Origin of the sequence: Catelliglobosispora koreensis DSM 44566 (assembly GCF_000379685.1) — a bacterium.
Lineage (GTDB): Bacteria > Actinomycetota > Actinomycetes > Mycobacteriales > Micromonosporaceae > Catelliglobosispora > Catelliglobosispora koreensis.
In genome coordinates, this window is sequence record NZ_KB903250.1 from 544,634 (window position 1) to 558,769 (window position 14,136).

Sequence of the window (14,136 nt, forward strand, 5' to 3'; positions counted from 1 at the left end):
CCGGATCTTGGGCGGTCTGCTCGGCTAAGCCCCAGCAAATTTGGACGAAGGGACGGCGTGATGCCGTCCCTTCATTCTTTGCCCATCCAGCTACGCTCTAAAGCTGACCGCAGGAGGATGCATGGCAGAGTCAGCGGGCTGGGCCGCGGCCGAGCTTGAAGCTGCGTTGATGGTTCCGCCACAGCCCGATTCGGCGGCCTTCTTCGACGTCGACAACACGATGATGCAAGGCGCGTCGATCTACTACTTCGCCCGTGGCCTGGCCGCGCGGCGCTACTTCACCACCGGCGACCTCGCCCGGTTCGCCTGGCGCCAGCTGCGATTCCGGCTGATGGCCGCCGAACACGCCGGCGATGTCGCTGAAGCACGGGAGGCCGCTCTCGCCTTTGTCGAGGGCTGGAAAGTCGAAGACATGGCCCGCCTGTGCGAGGAGATCTTCGACGAACTCATGGCCGAGAAGATTTGGTCGGGCACGCGAGCCCTGGCCGACCTGCATCTCGCCGCTGGCGAGCGCGTTTGGCTGGTCACGGCCGCTCCGGTCGAGTTAGGCACCGTGATCGCGTCCCGGCTCGGGCTGACCGGTGCGATCGGCACCGTGGCCGAGATCCGCGACGGGCACTACACCGGGCGGCTCGCGGGCGACATGATGCACGGGCCGGCCAAAGCGGTGGCGATCAAGGCTCTTGCCGCGGCGGAAGGGCTCGACCTCGCCAAGTGCTCGGCCTACAGCGACTCCATTAACGACGTTCCCATGCTGAGCACCGTCGGGCGGGCCGTCGCGGTCAACCCCGACAGCGCGCTTCGGCAAGCGGCCAAGGATAACGGCTGGGAGATAAGGGATTTCCGCACCGGGCGCAAGGCCGCCAAGGTCGCGATCCCGGTCGCGCTCGGAGCCGGTGCCGTCGCCGGTGCTGTGATCGGCGGAATGGCGGTGCGCCGTAAATGGCGGGGGCTGTGAACACGGGACGTCATCGCCACCCGGCGACCGTCGGCCTGACCCGCGCCATGGCGCTGCTTCTTGCCCTGGCCGGGGCGGCGGCGATGCTCATGCTGCGGCCCGCCGCACACGGCCCGTCGGCTTCGGCGACGTCGACCACGGAAACGTTTGAGCAGGCCTATCCCGGTGCCAAAGCCGAGCTAGTCAAGAAGACCACCGACGATGGCGCCCGCCTCACGCCGCTGTTCTTCGCTGACGCCAAACGGTTCGTCGGGACGGCGAGCGCCGAAGACGGAGCGGTCCGCTTCCTCCTTGTCACCGAGACGGGTGAACGTGAACTGCGCCGCCTGCCCAAGGTGAACACGCCCGAGTTCGCCGGCTTCGCCCTCGACGGCGACCTTCTGGTGTGGATGGAACTCACCACCACCCCGGACGGACCGGCCAAGACCTCACTCTGGGCGATCGACAACTTCGCCGCGGCACCCCGGCTGATCACCAGCGACACCGGCGATGTCGCCCTGTTCGACAAACGCGATGACATCGTCATCCATGACGGTCAGCTCAGCTGGATCTCCATCGCGCCCACGGAGGAACCCACGACCGAAGTCCGCACGGTGGCGCTCACGGGCGGTCCGGTCGACGTACGCCAGCAGCAAGGCGCGTTCAGCTTCGTGGGCTGGCCATGGCTATCGTCCGTCAACACTCCCCTGGACGGCCCGGTTGAACTGCGCAACCTCGAATCCGAAGAACGCGTCGTGATCGGGGTGCAGGCCAACGAACTCATGGCCTGCTCGCCTAAGTGGTGCCGGGCGATCATTATCAGTACCACCGGGGAATCCACGATCATCGAACTGTTAACGACTGACGGGCGCAAACGCCTGCGTACCGCGACCGGCAACGTCGCCGCGTCCATCGTGGACGTCGCGCTGCTCGATCGCTTTGAGGTCTACTCCCGCGGTGGCGGCAACCTCACCCTCTATGACCTCGAACTGAACAAGACAGTCACCATCGCCGCCAACATCGGCCAGGTCGCCAGCCGTGGGCCGGTGCTGTGGTGGTCAACCGGAGACAACGAGACGACGCAGTGGCGAGTGCTTGATCTGCGTACCCTCATCAAGTCTTGAAGAGCGCGCCAGCGATCGCGGCGGCAGCGGCTCGCAGTCTGTCGGCCCCCACGTTGCCGTAGCCAATGACCAAGCCCGGATAGGGCGCGGCGGTCATGGCATAGGCCGACAAGGGCGCGAGCCTGATTCCCTTGTCTGCCAACCGTTTGGCCACCTCGCGATCGTTGACTCCGTCGGGCAGCCGCAACACGACGTGCAGCCCGGCGGCGATGCCGACCGGTTGCCAGTCTGGGAATCGGGCCCCGAGCTCGGCTAGCAAGGCGTCCCGTCGTTGCCGGTAGAGGCGTCGGGTCTTGCGCAGATGCCTGTCATAGCCACCGGATCGCAGCAACTCGGCGAAACCTGCTTGCTCAAGAACACCGCCCCCGCGGTCGTAAAGCCGTTTGCTTTCAACGACTTGCTCCAGCCGCGGCCCGGCCAGCACAAGCCAGCCCAGCCGCAGCGCGGGGGCGAGCGTCTTGCTCGCGGTGCCAAGGTAGGCGACACGTTCGGGCGAAAGTGCTTGCAGCGCACCGAAAGCCGGCCGGTCATAGCGGTGCTCAGCGTCGTAATCGTCCTCAATGATCAGCCCGTCGGCCGCCTCAGCCCACTGCACCAAGGCGCGGCGCCGGCGTGGGCTAAGCACCACGCCCAGCGGGTACTGATGCGCGGAAGTCACCACGACCGCGCGGCAATTCGTGCGCTCTAGGTCTGTCACGCGCAGGCCCTCGTCGTCAACGCGGACCGGCACAGGGCGCAGGCCGTGCTCGACAATCAGCTCAAGCTGGCCCGGGTAACTCGGGTCCTCGACCGCGATCTCGGTGTGGCCGGCGTCGCGCAACGAGCGCACCAACAGCACCAGCGCTTCCGCTGAACCGTGCGTGATCACCAGGTCGTCCGGCCGGACCGCCATCGCCCTGACGCGGGCCAGATATCCGGCGAGTTCTTGGCGCAGCACCGCGAGCCCTTGTGCCTGCGGATAGCCCAAGTCGTGATCGGACAGCAGATCGAGCCCGCTGCGGCAGGCGGAAATCCATGCGGCCCTGGGGAAGGCACCGAGCGCGGGCATCCCGCTGCGCAAGTCGTGGTCCCAGCGGTCTGGCCGCTCGGGGATGGCGACGGCTGCCGACGCGCTGACCGACGCGTGCGCGACCCGGGTGCCTGAGCCGCGCCGAGCGGCGAGGTAGCCCTCGGCGATGAGCTGATCGTAGGCAGCCGTCACGGTCCCTCTAGCCAAGCCCAGCTGCGCGGCCAAATCCCGGGTGGAGGGCAGCCGGACTCCGGCGGGCAAGTGGCCGGAACGGATCGCTTCTCGCAGCGCGCGCTCAAGCCGCCGGGGCCCGGTTTTGGCCGGCAGCAGCAGCTCGCGAAAAGTGGACCAGTTTTCCTCCATCGAAGTGGAGCTTATTTTCGGACCACTGGAACCGCAAGGTCGACTCATGGACCTCGTCACTCGCGGCTTACCCAAGGTTTTCTGGTACCTGTGGAGCATCACCCTGATCGGCAACATCGCCTCGTTCGTGCTGATCTTCCTCACCTTCTACCTGCAAAGCGCGCGAGGCTTCACCGCGGTGCAAGTCGGCGTGGTGCTCGCGATGGCGGGCGTGGGCAGTGTCATCGGCAGCACCCTCGGCGGAGTGCTCGCCGATCGCTGGAGCAGGCGCCGCACCGCGATCACGGGCTATCTCATCTGCATGGTTTCCTTGCTGGGCACGGGTTTGACGTCCGACCTGCCCGTCATCACCGCCATGATGCTGGCCAACGGAATTGGCATCTCCTTCGCCGGCACAGCGAGCAGTGCACTGGTGACCGACGTTGTCCCGGAAGCGGACCGGACGCGAGCGTTCAGCATCAACTACTGGTCCATCAACATCGGCACGTCAATCGCCGCACTGCTTGCGCCCGTGGCAATGCGGGCGGATTTCTTTCTGCTCTTCGCGGTCGACGCGGCCGGTGTCGCGATCCTGGCCGTGATCATGTTCTTTCTCATTCCGGAAACCCGGCCGACCGCGACGGACAGTTCCGTTACTTCAGGCTCACTGCGCAACGTGCTCACCGACCGGGTGTTCCTCACCTTTGTGGTGCTGTTCTTCGTGTTTCAGCTGATCTTCAAGCAGAACAACGCTGGATTGCCTTTGGCCGTGCAGCGTGACGGGCTGGACGCGGCCGCTTACGGCTGGATCTATGTCGTCAACACTTTGCTAATCGTGATTGGACAACTCTTTTTGCCGCGCCTGATCCGCGACCGGGCACACTCGAAGGTTCTCGCGCTCGGCGTGCTGCTCGTCGGCGTCGGCTTTGGAATGACCGCACTGGCCGATGTGGCATGGTTCTACGCCGTTACCGTCGCGGTCTGGACCCTCGGCGAAATGGCTTACTTCTCCGTGCTCGACGCCAACGTGGCGGGCCTGGCACCAATTCACTTGCGGGGCCGCTACTTCGGCGTGTTTTCCTCCGCGAGCCAGCTCTCACGATTCGCCGCACCACTGTTCGCCGGATACCTGCTGCACAGCCACGGCGAATTGCTCTGGATCGCTTGTCTCGTCATGGGAGTCGGCGCCGCGGCGGCCTACGTGCTGACCGCACGGGTGCGTGAGCACCGGATGGCGCAACTGCGGACCCCTGAACTGGTTCCCGCGTAACGGCTAGTCCTCGAACGGGTCGGGTCTTTCCTTGAGCATCTCGCCGAGCATGCCCTGGATGGTTTCCCGCACCTGATCGGCGAGATTGAAGACCACGGCCGGATCGTCGGCCTGGTCGGCCCACGGTGTGGTGTCGATCGGGTCGCCGAACCGGATCAGCCACTTGCTCGGCAGCGGAACCAGACCGAGTGGGCCGAGCCAGGGAAACGTTGGGGTGACAGGGAAATAGGGTGCACCGATAAGCCGTGCCAGCGGCTTGATGTTGCCGAGCAGTGGGTAAATCTCTTCCGCCCCAACGATCGCGGCCGGAATGATGGGCTTGCGGTTGCGCAAGGCGACCGAAACAAAGCCCGCGCGGCCAAACCGCTGCAGCTTGTACTTCTGGGAGTAGTGCTTGCCCACGCCTTTGTAGCCTTCGGGGAAGACACCCACCAGATGGCCGTCGTGCAGCAGCCGGTCCACATCGGGATTGCAGGCCAGGGTCGCCCCTGATTTTCGGGCCAGCTCCGAAACCATCGGCAACCGGAACACGAAGTCGGCGGCGAGCAGCCGCAGGAACCGGTGGGGTTCGGTCTCATCGTGCACCGCGAGGCAGAGCATGAGCGCGTCGAGCGCGACCGTGCCGGAGTGGTTGGCCACGATGAGCGCGCTGCCCTCGGCCGGAATGTTCTTGGAACCGTCCACAGTGGTGCGGAACCAGTGCCGGTAAAGCTGCCGCAGCACAGGATGGAACACGTGCTCGGTCAAGTCAGCGTCGAAGCCGAAGTCATCGACCTCGTAGTCGCCTGTGAGACGGCGGCGCAAAAACGCCAGCCCATTGGCGATTGAAGCGTCGAACTCGTCCCGAAGCTCAGGCACGTCCACGCCGCACCGCCTCGATCATGTCCAAGAAGGACTCCACTCGCGACGGAGTCACTAGCGCGCCCTCCTGGTGCGACTTGATGAAGTCCTCGAATGCTTGCGCTGTCGAGCGCGGGGTGAAGCCGAACTCGCGTACCAGCCGGGTGGTGTCCACGACCCGGCCGTGCACGAACAAGTCCACCTGGTCCAGCGAGACGCCACCCATCTGGGTCGCCGCTTGCAGCAACGGTTCCAGCACGGGCAGCGAAATCCGCCCAGCCCGCCGGATCGCCTGCGCGAGCGTGATGACACCCGGCCCAGCGACATTGAACGTGCCCGGGTGATCCTCCACAACGGACCGTCGCAAGACCTCTAAGGCGTCGTCAACGTGCACGAACTGAAGGCGCGGATCGCGTCCGAGCACCGTGGGCACGACCCGCTGCGCGAAATACTTCAGCAGCACCGTTTCGGCGGCAGGGCCCGCGAACGGGGCGAACCGCAACACGGTCGCCGTCACGTCAGGCCGGCGCCGCCGGAAGCCACGCACGTAACCTTCGATATCCAGAATGTCGCGCGCGTAACCACCGCGCGGAACGTCGCGGGCCTCGGTCTCCTCGGTGAACACAGCAGGGTCGCGAAACGAAGCGCCATAGGCCGCCGTCGACGAGCGGACCACGAGCCGCTTGAGCGACTCGGTCTGCTGGCAGGCGGCGATCAGGTGCATCGTGCCGATGACGTTCTGCTCTTTCATCGCAGCACGACCGCCCTTGGTGGCGTCCGGAGAGGACACCACAGCCAGGTGCACCACTGCCTCAGCACGAAGCTTCGTCAGCGTGCTTCCGCTGTGCCGGGTCAGGTCGGACTTGCGTAGCTCAACGTTTCGCAGCAAGTCTTGATATTCACCGGGGGGATCGGTGCGATCCAGACCGATAACCCGCTCGACCCTTGGGTCAGCAGCGATCTGGGCGGCGATCTGAGCGCCGAGGAACCGGCTGACGCCGGTAACGACGACCACCCTGGGTGCGTCCGATTTCTCCACCGAACCCCCAGGAAGGCCGTTACTTGCCGAGCTTGCGACGTTGGACGCGGGTCTTGCGCAGCAGCTTGCGGTGCTTCTTCTTAGCCATGCGCTTGCGGCGCTTCTTGACCACGGAGCCCATACGGCAGCCCTCTCAGATTGACGGGTGGTTGGTGTACCGAACCTGTCCAGAGTAGCGGAGCTGCTCGCGGGGGTCCCTCCGGGGCTAAGCCGCCGATTGGAAGGCTCCTCGGAGGTAGTCGTGGACGGCCTGCTCAGGCACCCGGAACGACCGCCCCACGCGCACGGCGGTCAGTTCACCGGAATGCACAAGCCGGTAGACCGTCATCTTTGACACCCGCATGAGGGTGGCCACCTCAGCGACGGTGAGGAATTTGACGTCCCCCAAGCGCGCTTGATGCACGGGACTAACCATATTTGCGATGTTACCGAGACAGAAGTGACTAATGCGAGACTTCGAAAAGATCAGCCGGCCGCTTGCTTCACATAGTTGAAGCAGTCAGCGCTCACCGAACCCCAGTCGCTCTGAAAGACCTGAGTCGACGCGGTCACCAGCGTCTTCTGGTCGTGCACGACGGTGTGGAAGAACTCGACCATCTTCTCCTCGGTGAACCGCTCCGCGAGGCAGCGCGTCGCCAGGAACGCGATGCCATATTGCCCGGCCACGACGTCTTCAGCCGTCTTGCGGCCCGGTCCCGAGATATCGATTTTGGTGACATCACCGGAATCGACGAGCTTCTTCACCTCGGAAATGCCCGGATGCGTTGAGGCTGGCGCGCCTTGCATCTCGGCGTACTCGGCGATGCCTTCAATCAGCCACCACAGTGCGTTTGAGCCGCCAATCTTGCCGACTAGCGACGAGGCATGCGTGAGTTCGTGCCGCAGCAGGTCATCGACGGCCGAGCGGTGCAGCTGACCGTTGAGCACCAGCTCGTAGCGGTCATCGCTGACGTCAATGGCCACGCCACCGGACCACTCCGGCGGATCCCAGCCAAACCAGTTCTTCCACTCGGTCTGGCCAGCGAAGTAGATGACATAACGCGACGGGGTCTTACCCGCTGGGGCGAAACGGTCCGCGACGATGGCGGCCTTCTCCGCCTCGGCCACGAGCTGCGGCAGGCGCGACTCGTAGTTCTTGGTCGTAGCCACCACGGTTCGCCCGCCGGACGAGGCGACCAGTTCGCTGTATTGCCACGGGTGCGCTTCGTCGGAAGCCTTCCACGATGTCAAGGTCGCCGTGGCTCCCTCAACTCGCCAAATGGTGTCAGCGGAAGCCGGGCCGTCCTCACACTCGGCGGAGACGAAGCAAGCCGTGCTGAAAATCTCAAAGGCCCACAAACCATTCGACTTATCCACCGCCGTACCAGGTGAATCGCGCCAATCGGCGACCTTCATCGCGCGCAGCGAGCGGAACGTGCGTAGGAGCGCGTTCTTCTCCGTCCCCGGGATCTTCGGGTCGATGACCGCCAGGAAACCGGATTCGTTGCCCGCGAGCAGGGCGGTGCGCTGCTTAGCCAGCGCTTCACGCACTTTCTCGTGTGCCCACGCCTGGAACACCGACTGCGGATCGCCCGCCGAAGGACTCTTCGCTGGCGCGATCGAAGGCGACTTGGTCGGCTGCGCCTTAGCGCTCGTGAACAGATCCTTCTTGCCCAGCGACGGCACCACCACAATCGCGGCCACCGAGCCCGCGCAACACAACACGAGAACCGCCGCACCAAGCGCGACCCACCGGCCCCAGCGCCGTTTCGGCTGCGGCGGTGGCACCTGAACGGGCCACTGCGGAGGGTGTGGGTAGTACTGCGGGTACTGAGGGTTCTGCGGGTGTGGCGTGTGTTGGGGGTGCACGAGCGGCAAACTTACCGCAGACGGCTACTTCTTGCTCATCAGTGCGCGAGCGAAAAAGCCGAGATTGGCGGGCCGTTCGGCTAGCCGGCGCATGAGGTAGCCGTACCACTGCGTCCCGTAAGGCACATAAACCCGCACGGTGTAGCCCAGCCGCGACAGCCGTAGCTGCTCCTCCGGCCGGATGCCGTAGAGCATCTGGAATTCGAACCGGTCGTGCTCGCGGTCGAACCAGCGCGCCCGGTCTTCCCCGATCGCGATGAGCCGCGGGTCGTGGGTCGCCAGCATCGGGTACCCGTCGCCGGCCATGAGGATGTTCATGCACCGCACGTAGGACTTGTCGACCTCAAGGTCTGACTGGTAGGCCACGTGCTCGGGCTCTTTGTAAGCGCCCTTGCACAGCCGCACCCGGGAGCCAGCGGTCGCCAGTTCCCGGCAGTCGGCTTCGGTGCGCCGCAGGTAGGCCTGAAGCACAGCGCCCGTCGAGGGGTAGTCGCGCCGCAGCCGGGCCAGGATGTCCAAGGTGGAATCCGTGGTCGTGTGGTCTTCCATGTCCAGGGTCACGGTCGTGCCAGCGGCTGCTGCTGCCGCACAGATCTCCCGGGCGTTGCGTTCGGCCTTGGCCTCATCGAAGGCTTGCCCCAGGGCGGAAAGCTTCAGGCTCACCTCGGACTGGCCGTTCTTCGTCAAGCCAGCGGAATCGAGCGCCTTCAACAACTCCAGGTAGGCGTCCGTCGTCGCGGTCGCCTGTGCCTCGTTGAGGGTGTCTTCGCCGAGGTGATCAAGGGTGATGCTCAGCCCGCTGGCGGCTAGCTGCTGGGTGGCGGCAAGCGCGTCATCGGTGGTGGTTCCAGCCACGAATCTTTTGACGACATCGCGGCTAACGGGGGCGGTCTCGACCAGCTTCTCCACTCGGGGTGACCGGGCGGCGGCGAGGATGGCTGAACGCAGCATAAGGATCAGACTAGCTTCCACCTCTCCCGTCTCTTGTCGGCCTCGGCTACAAATGCAGGCGTGAAGAAACATCCACCCCGCAAGCGCGATCGCGACCTGATCAAGGAGGCCCAACAGCGCAATTTCCAAGCGGGCCAGCAGGGACGCAACGGTGGCCCGATCCAGCCGCCTCCGAAAAGCAGCTTGAAAAAGCCGATGCTCGTCCTCGGCAGCATCGTCGCGCTTCTCGCGGTGGGTGCCTGCGTGTGCAGCAACATTGACGACGACGACTGCGATTCGATGGCCCCCAACGGAGAACAGGTCTTCGCGGCTGGGTTTTCCGGCGTGCAAGCGGCTCCTCCGGCGGCACGCGAACAGGGCGCTGTCGTTCCGGCGACGGGCGGTTTTGGCACCCATTTGGCGTCATGCGGCGGATAGCCAGCACTCCGCGGGCGGGCTGGCGCGAGACAGTCCGCTCGCAGGGGTTGGTGTACGCCGAAGACGTCCGCTACTGGGATGAAACGGCGGCCTACGCGTTCTCGATGGCTGAGGTGCTCCAGCTGGAGGAGCAGACCGAGCGGCTGTATGAGATGTGCCTCACCGCCGCAGGTCACGTCATTGAAACGAACCGCTTAGCCGACTTCGGTGTGCCCGCTTGGGCACACGATGCCGTCCGGAGCAGCTGGCGGGAACAGCCGCCTAGCCTCTACGGCCGGTTCGACTTGCGCTATGACGGCACCGGCAACCCAAAGCTGCTTGAGTTCAACGGCGACACCCCGACCTCTGTGCTTGAGGCCGCGATCATCCAGTGGTTCTGGCTCCAGGACACGCATCCGGCGCACGACCAGTGGAACAGCCTGCATGAGTCGCTGGTCGCCACGTGGCAGAAGTTCGCTCTCGACGGCCCGGTCCACTTCGCCTGGTCGAATCTCGAAGAGACCTACGAAGACCTGATGACGGTCGGCTACTTGGCCGAGACCGCTCACCAGGCCGGTCTGGAGATCAAGGTCACGCCGATGCTGGACATCGCGTGGGACGGCCGCGAGTTCCGCGACAGCGCCGGCGATCCGCTGCGGACGTGCTTCAAGCTCTACCCGTGGGAGTGGATGCTGGCCGAGCCTTACGGCAGGCTCGCGCTTGAGCCGGGCACGCCAACGACGTGGATCGAACCGTCGTGGAAACTCCTGCTGTCGAACAAAGCCCTGCTAGCGATTCTCTGGGAGCTCTATCCGGGCCATGAGCTGCTGCTGCCCGCCTACCTCGACGGCCCGCGTGAGCTGAGCGCCTATGTGGCCAAGCCGCTGCACGGACGCGAAGGCGCCGGAATCACGATCAACGAAACGCCCGGCGCGGGACATTGCTATCAAGAATGGATGCCTTTACCGGATTTCGACGGGAATCACCCGGTTCTCGGTTCGTGGATTGCTGGCGGCGAGGCGGCCGGGCTCGGCATTCGGGAAAGCGCTGGACTAATCACCGATTCATCTGCGCGGTTCGTCCCGCATTACATCTTGTAACAACCGTGGCACACCGATTCGCCGCGAAGTGCACTACCTTTGTCGGGTGGACTTCGATGCGTACGCCCGAATGGCGGTTGACCTAGTCAATGCGCCTCTGGACGATCTCAGCGACCTCAAAGCCCTGTTCCCGGAACCGGAATGGATGTGTGAGGACCCCACCGACCGCGATCTCCAGATCTTCCGGCGGGCTCAGAAGAGGCTGCGCGACGTTTTCGAACACGGATCGGGCGGCCGCGAGCACGACGCGGTCGACGAACTGAACTCGCTGCTGGAACAGCACCCGGTGCACCCACGCATCTCCGGACATGAGTCCGGCAACTGGCACATTCACGTGACGTCGCGCGGCTCGATGGTCAGCGCTGAATACCTCGCTGGAGCGGTCTGGGGTCTGTCGGTCTGGCTGTGCGAGTTCGGCAGCGCACGCTTTGGCGTGTGTGCCGACGAACGCTGCGGCAACGTCTACCTCGACACGTCGTCTAACAACTGCCGCCGGTTCTGCTCGGAGCGCTGCGCCACCAGGTCGCACGTCGCCGCGCACCGTGCCCGCAAGCGCGCCGCGATCGAGGAGACCGCGATGCGGCTCGACGCGGTGCAGCTGGCGCCGGTCGGCTAACTAACCGCAACGCTCAAATGTGCCCTGGTGAAAGCCAGGGCCTCAGCCAAGTCACGCTCCCGGTCGGCCCTGCTGCGCGAACGCCGGGTGGCGACTTCGAGTGCCACCGAACCGGTGAAACCCCGTCCCGCGAGTGATTCGAGCAGCTCGGCACACGGCTGTGCGCCGCGGCCGGGCACGAGGTGTTCGTCGCGTCCTTCACCTGTGCCGTCACCGAGGTGGATGTGTGCCAGATTGCTGGCCATCGTGTCGGCCATCTCGACGGCGTCCACTCGCGACGCCGCGCAGTGCGAAACGTCCAAAGTGTATGACTCGTAACCTGTCTCGGTTGGGTCCCAGCCAGGCGAATAGGGCACGAACTTCCGCTTGCCCATGCGCACCGGGTACATGTTCTCGACGGCAATCTTGATGCCCGGATGCCGCCCGGCCAGTTTGTGCAGGCCATCGGCGAAGCCACGGGCGTAATCACGCTGCCAGGTGAATGGCGGGTGCACGACGACCGTCGGTGCTTCCAGCTCCTCGGCGAGGATCACCGCACGCCGGAGCCGCTCCATCGGGTCACTGCTCCACACACGCTGCGTCACCAAAAGACAAGGAGCATGAATAGATTTGATGGGTACGCCGTAATGGTGCACCAAGCCCTTAAGCGCGCTGGGATCCTGGCTAACGGCGTCGGTCCAGACCATCACCTCTACCCCGTCATAGCCAAGCGTCGCCGCTACCTCGAAGGCAGCTGCTGTGGGCTCCGGAAAGACCGAAGAGGTCGATAGCAGCACTGGAACAGACACGCCCTCCACCCTAACCCGTTAAGTCAGCTGGTCTAAACGCGACAGAATGACCCCTTCGCGCAGAGCCCACGGGCAGATCCGCAGCTCGTCGAGCCCCAGGCGCTGCATCGCGCGCTGGGCGACGATGGCACCCGCGGGCAGCTGATGGGCGCGGCTAGGACTGACGCCGTCCAATTCGGCCAGTCCGGTAGACGGAATCCGGCGGATGAACGCACTGACTTGGTGCAGTCCCGTGAGCGTGAGCTGGCGGGGCGCCCACAGCCCTGCGGCGGAGGGCGCCGCTCCCGCGAGCCGGGCGAGGGTGCGAAACGTCTTGGAGGTCGCCGCCGCCAGATCCCAGCCGCCGACCTTGTCGAGTTCTTTGTGATCCAGCAGCTTGTCCACATAGGACTCAAGCGACTCGAGTTCGGCAGGCGCCGGTGGATCGTTCTTGAGCCGTTCGCGGCGCAGCCGGCCGGCTCCCAAGGGCAGCGAAATAGCTACATCGGGCGATTCGTCGATGCCTGCCGCGATTTCGAGCGAGCCGCCGCCGATGTCCAGCACTAGGAGCCGTCCCGCCGACCATCCGAACCAGCGGCGGACCGCCAGGAACGTCATGCGCGCCTCATCCTCTCCGGAGAGCACCTTCAGATCGACGCCCGTTTCCAGCCACACCCGGCGCAGCACTTCGGCGGAATTGCTGGCATCGCGGACGGCACTGGTGGCGAAAGCCATGAACTCGTCCACTTGAAGCCGTTCCGCCGCGAGCTTGGCCTGACGGCACGCGGCCACGAGGGAATCCGAGCCGTGCTTACTGAGCGCGCCGTTTTGGTGGAGCTGCTCGGCAAGGCGCAGCTGTTCCTTCTGCGAATGCGCCGGCCACGGGTGCGCACCGGGATGCGCGTCCACCACGAGCAGGTGAACGGTGTTGGAACCAACGTCAAGCACACCTAAGCGCATGCGCCTACCGTAATGCTCGCTCGCACCCGCGTACGCTTGGCTCGTGAAAGAAGTGCTGCTTGGCTTCCCGCGTGAGTGGATCGAATTCAGCGATCCCGGCGACGAAGACCATCTGATCCGGGCCGACCTCACCTGGCTGCTGTCTCGCTGGAGCTGCATCTATGGCACAGGCTGCAAAGGCATCATCGCCGGCCGGGCTGTTGAAGGCTGTTGTTCCCATGGCGCCTTCTTCACTGACAAAGACGATGTGAAGAGAGTGCGTGCGGCGGTTAAGCGACTGACCCCGGAAACGTGGCAGTACTACCGCAAGGGTTTCAAGAACTGGACCGATGAGGACGAGCTCGACGACAAGCCCGCGCGCCGCACGGCAACCCGGAAAAACGCGGGATGCGTGTTCCAGAACGATCCTGACTTCCCCGCCGGTGGCGGCTGTGCCCTGCATGGCCAAGCGCTGCGCGACGGCGTGCACCCGCTGGAATACAAGCCCGATGTGTGCTGGCAACTGCCCATTCGCCGGGATCAGCAGTGGGTCACGCGTCCCGATGAGACCAAGGTCCTGGTGTCGATCATCGGCGAGTTCGACCGCCGCGCCTGGGGCTCCGGCGGCCACGACCTCGACTGGTGGTGCACATCGTCGCCAGAAGCCCACGTGGGCAAGGAACCGGTCTACGTCTCCTACGGACCCGAACTGACCGCCCTGCTGGGCGACAAGGCTTACGCGATGCTGCAAGACCTGTGCCAGCAACGTTCCGCCTCGCGCGGTCTGCTGGCCATCCACCCCGCCACCACCGCCGCAAAGCCCTAAAGCGTTAAGTGGTGCTGTGCCGCGCGGGCCATGATTCATGGCCACCGCCGCTTGCCCTCGGTTCCGGCGGATCCGTGATTGGCTCGCGGTCCGCATAACCTCCGCTAAGCGGCGGCGGCGTGGCACAGCACC

Annotated in this window: 16 protein-coding genes; 7 read left to right on the plus strand and 9 right to left on the minus strand. The window is 65.0% G+C overall.

Translation table 11 applies throughout. The annotated features are described in order from the left end of the window. Positions 1-121: 121 nt before the first annotated feature. Positions 122-958 carry an HAD family hydrolase gene (locus A3E1_RS0109785; RefSeq protein WP_020520578.1) on the plus strand — a complete coding sequence of 279 codons (837 nt, stop codon included), beginning with the start codon at positions 122-124 and terminating at the stop codon, positions 956-958. Beyond that, positions 943-2,061 (plus strand): hypothetical protein, encoded by a 1,119-nt coding sequence (locus tag A3E1_RS0109790; RefSeq protein ID WP_020520579.1) that lies wholly within the window; start codon positions 943-945, stop codon positions 2,059-2,061. Before A3E1_RS0109785 ends, A3E1_RS0109790 begins: the two co-directional genes overlap by 16 nt. Here the strand turns inward: A3E1_RS0109790 and pdxR are convergent. Continuing rightward, positions 2,051-3,433, minus strand: a complete 1,383-nt coding sequence (pdxR, locus tag A3E1_RS0109795) for a MocR-like pyridoxine biosynthesis transcription factor PdxR (RefSeq protein ID WP_020520580.1) — start codon at positions 3,431-3,433, stop codon at positions 2,051-2,053. The two genes, A3E1_RS0109790 and pdxR, sit on opposite strands and share 11 nt — an antisense overlap. Before the next feature lie 46 nt (positions 3,434-3,479). Between pdxR and A3E1_RS39660 the strand changes: the two genes are divergently transcribed. Continuing rightward, positions 3,480-4,682, plus strand: coding sequence for an MDR family MFS transporter (locus tag A3E1_RS39660; RefSeq protein ID WP_020520581.1), 1,203 nt, complete (start codon positions 3,480-3,482; stop codon positions 4,680-4,682). Between the two features lie 3 nt (positions 4,683-4,685). Here A3E1_RS39660 and A3E1_RS0109805 read toward each other — a convergent pair whose 3' ends face one another. The 6 genes from A3E1_RS0109805 to A3E1_RS0109830 all read right to left on the minus strand — a co-directional run bounded on the left by A3E1_RS0109805 (position 4,686) and on the right by A3E1_RS0109830 (position 9,360). Further along, positions 4,686-5,546 carry a lysophospholipid acyltransferase family protein gene (locus tag A3E1_RS0109805; protein ID WP_020520582.1) on the minus strand — a complete coding sequence of 287 codons (861 nt, stop codon included), beginning with the start codon at positions 5,544-5,546 and terminating at the stop codon, positions 4,686-4,688. After that, on the minus strand, positions 5,533-6,561 hold the full coding sequence (locus A3E1_RS0109810; protein WP_026208269.1) for an NAD-dependent epimerase/dehydratase family protein: 1,029 nt from the start codon (positions 6,559-6,561) through the stop codon (positions 5,533-5,535). Before A3E1_RS0109810 ends, A3E1_RS0109805 begins: the two co-directional genes overlap by 14 nt. Before the next feature lie 19 nt (positions 6,562-6,580). Continuing rightward, on the minus strand, positions 6,581-6,682 hold the full coding sequence (locus A3E1_RS45995) for a 30S ribosomal protein bS22 (RefSeq protein ID WP_020520584.1): 102 nt from the start codon (positions 6,680-6,682) through the stop codon (positions 6,581-6,583). Between the two features lie 84 nt (positions 6,683-6,766). Then, positions 6,767-6,976, minus strand: coding sequence for a helix-turn-helix domain-containing protein (locus A3E1_RS0109820; RefSeq protein WP_026208270.1), 210 nt, complete (start codon positions 6,974-6,976; stop codon positions 6,767-6,769). 50 nt (positions 6,977-7,026) lie between these two features. Next, positions 7,027-8,409: a hypothetical protein gene (locus tag A3E1_RS0109825; RefSeq protein ID WP_157631418.1), complete on the minus strand. Its 1,383-nt coding sequence runs from the start codon at positions 8,407-8,409 to the stop codon at positions 7,027-7,029. A 24-nt stretch (positions 8,410-8,433) separates the two neighbouring features. Then, positions 8,434-9,360 carry a proline dehydrogenase family protein gene (locus A3E1_RS0109830; protein ID WP_020520587.1) on the minus strand — a complete coding sequence of 309 codons (927 nt, stop codon included), beginning with the start codon at positions 9,358-9,360 and terminating at the stop codon, positions 8,434-8,436. 60 nt (positions 9,361-9,420) lie between these two features. On the opposite strand from A3E1_RS0109830, the gene A3E1_RS0109835 reads away from it, so the two are divergent. Genes A3E1_RS0109835 through A3E1_RS0109845 form a run of 3 tightly spaced genes read left to right on the plus strand, consistent with a single transcriptional unit; the run spans position 9,421 to position 11,472 of the window. Then, entirely contained in the window at positions 9,421-9,777 is a 357-nt protein-coding gene (locus A3E1_RS0109835) for a hypothetical protein (protein ID WP_020520588.1), read from the plus strand. After that, positions 9,765-10,856 carry a glutathionylspermidine synthase family protein gene (locus A3E1_RS0109840; RefSeq protein WP_020520589.1) on the plus strand — a complete coding sequence of 364 codons (1,092 nt, stop codon included), beginning with the start codon at positions 9,765-9,767 and terminating at the stop codon, positions 10,854-10,856. The genes A3E1_RS0109835 and A3E1_RS0109840 overlap by 13 nt, the downstream gene beginning before the upstream one ends. Before the next feature lie 46 nt (positions 10,857-10,902). Continuing rightward, positions 10,903-11,472, plus strand: a complete 570-nt coding sequence (locus A3E1_RS0109845; protein ID WP_026208273.1) for a CGNR zinc finger domain-containing protein — start codon at positions 10,903-10,905, stop codon at positions 11,470-11,472. On the opposite strand, the gene A3E1_RS0109850 is transcribed toward A3E1_RS0109845, so the two are convergent. Beyond that, the gene (locus A3E1_RS0109850) at positions 11,469-12,260 is read right to left on the minus strand and encodes a sugar phosphate isomerase/epimerase family protein (RefSeq protein ID WP_245571116.1); all 792 of its coding nucleotides are present in this window, start codon (positions 12,258-12,260) and stop codon (positions 11,469-11,471) included. The two genes, A3E1_RS0109845 and A3E1_RS0109850, sit on opposite strands and share 4 nt — an antisense overlap. An 18-nt stretch (positions 12,261-12,278) precedes the next feature. Next, on the minus strand, positions 12,279-13,199 hold the full coding sequence (locus A3E1_RS0109855; protein WP_020520592.1) for a Ppx/GppA phosphatase family protein: 921 nt from the start codon (positions 13,197-13,199) through the stop codon (positions 12,279-12,281). Positions 13,200-13,242: 43 nt separating this feature from the next. Between A3E1_RS0109855 and A3E1_RS0109860 the strand changes: the two genes are divergently transcribed. Next, positions 13,243-14,004 (plus strand): hypothetical protein, encoded by a 762-nt coding sequence (locus A3E1_RS0109860; RefSeq protein WP_020520593.1) that lies wholly within the window; start codon positions 13,243-13,245, stop codon positions 14,002-14,004. The last annotated feature ends 132 nt before the right edge of the window (positions 14,005-14,136 follow it).

Excerpts from the sequence above, each read along its gene's own strand:
- A3E1_RS0109785 (WP_020520578.1), top strand. The coding sequence starts at position 122 with ATGGCAGAGTCAGCGGGCTGGGCCGCGGCCGAGCTTGAAGCTGCGTTG.
- A3E1_RS0109790 (WP_020520579.1), top strand. The coding sequence starts at position 943 with ATGGCGGGGGCTGTGAACACGGGACGTCATCGCCACCCGGCGACCGTC.
- pdxR (WP_020520580.1), bottom strand. The coding sequence starts at position 3,433 with ATGGAGGAAAACTGGTCCACTTTTCGCGAGCTGCTGCTGCCGGCCAAA.
- A3E1_RS39660 (WP_020520581.1), top strand. The coding sequence starts at position 3,480 with ATGGACCTCGTCACTCGCGGCTTACCCAAGGTTTTCTGGTACCTGTGG.
- A3E1_RS45995 (WP_020520584.1), bottom strand. The coding sequence starts at position 6,682 with ATGGGCTCCGTGGTCAAGAAGCGCCGCAAGCGCATGGCTAAGAAGAAG.
- A3E1_RS0109820 (WP_026208270.1), bottom strand. The coding sequence starts at position 6,976 with ATGGTTAGTCCCGTGCATCAAGCGCGCTTGGGGGACGTCAAATTCCTC.
- A3E1_RS0109830 (WP_020520587.1), bottom strand. The coding sequence starts at position 9,360 with ATGCTGCGTTCAGCCATCCTCGCCGCCGCCCGGTCACCCCGAGTGGAG.
- A3E1_RS0109840 (WP_020520589.1), top strand. The coding sequence starts at position 9,765 with ATGCGGCGGATAGCCAGCACTCCGCGGGCGGGCTGGCGCGAGACAGTC.
- A3E1_RS0109855 (WP_020520592.1), bottom strand. The coding sequence starts at position 13,199 with ATGCGCTTAGGTGTGCTTGACGTTGGTTCCAACACCGTTCACCTGCTC.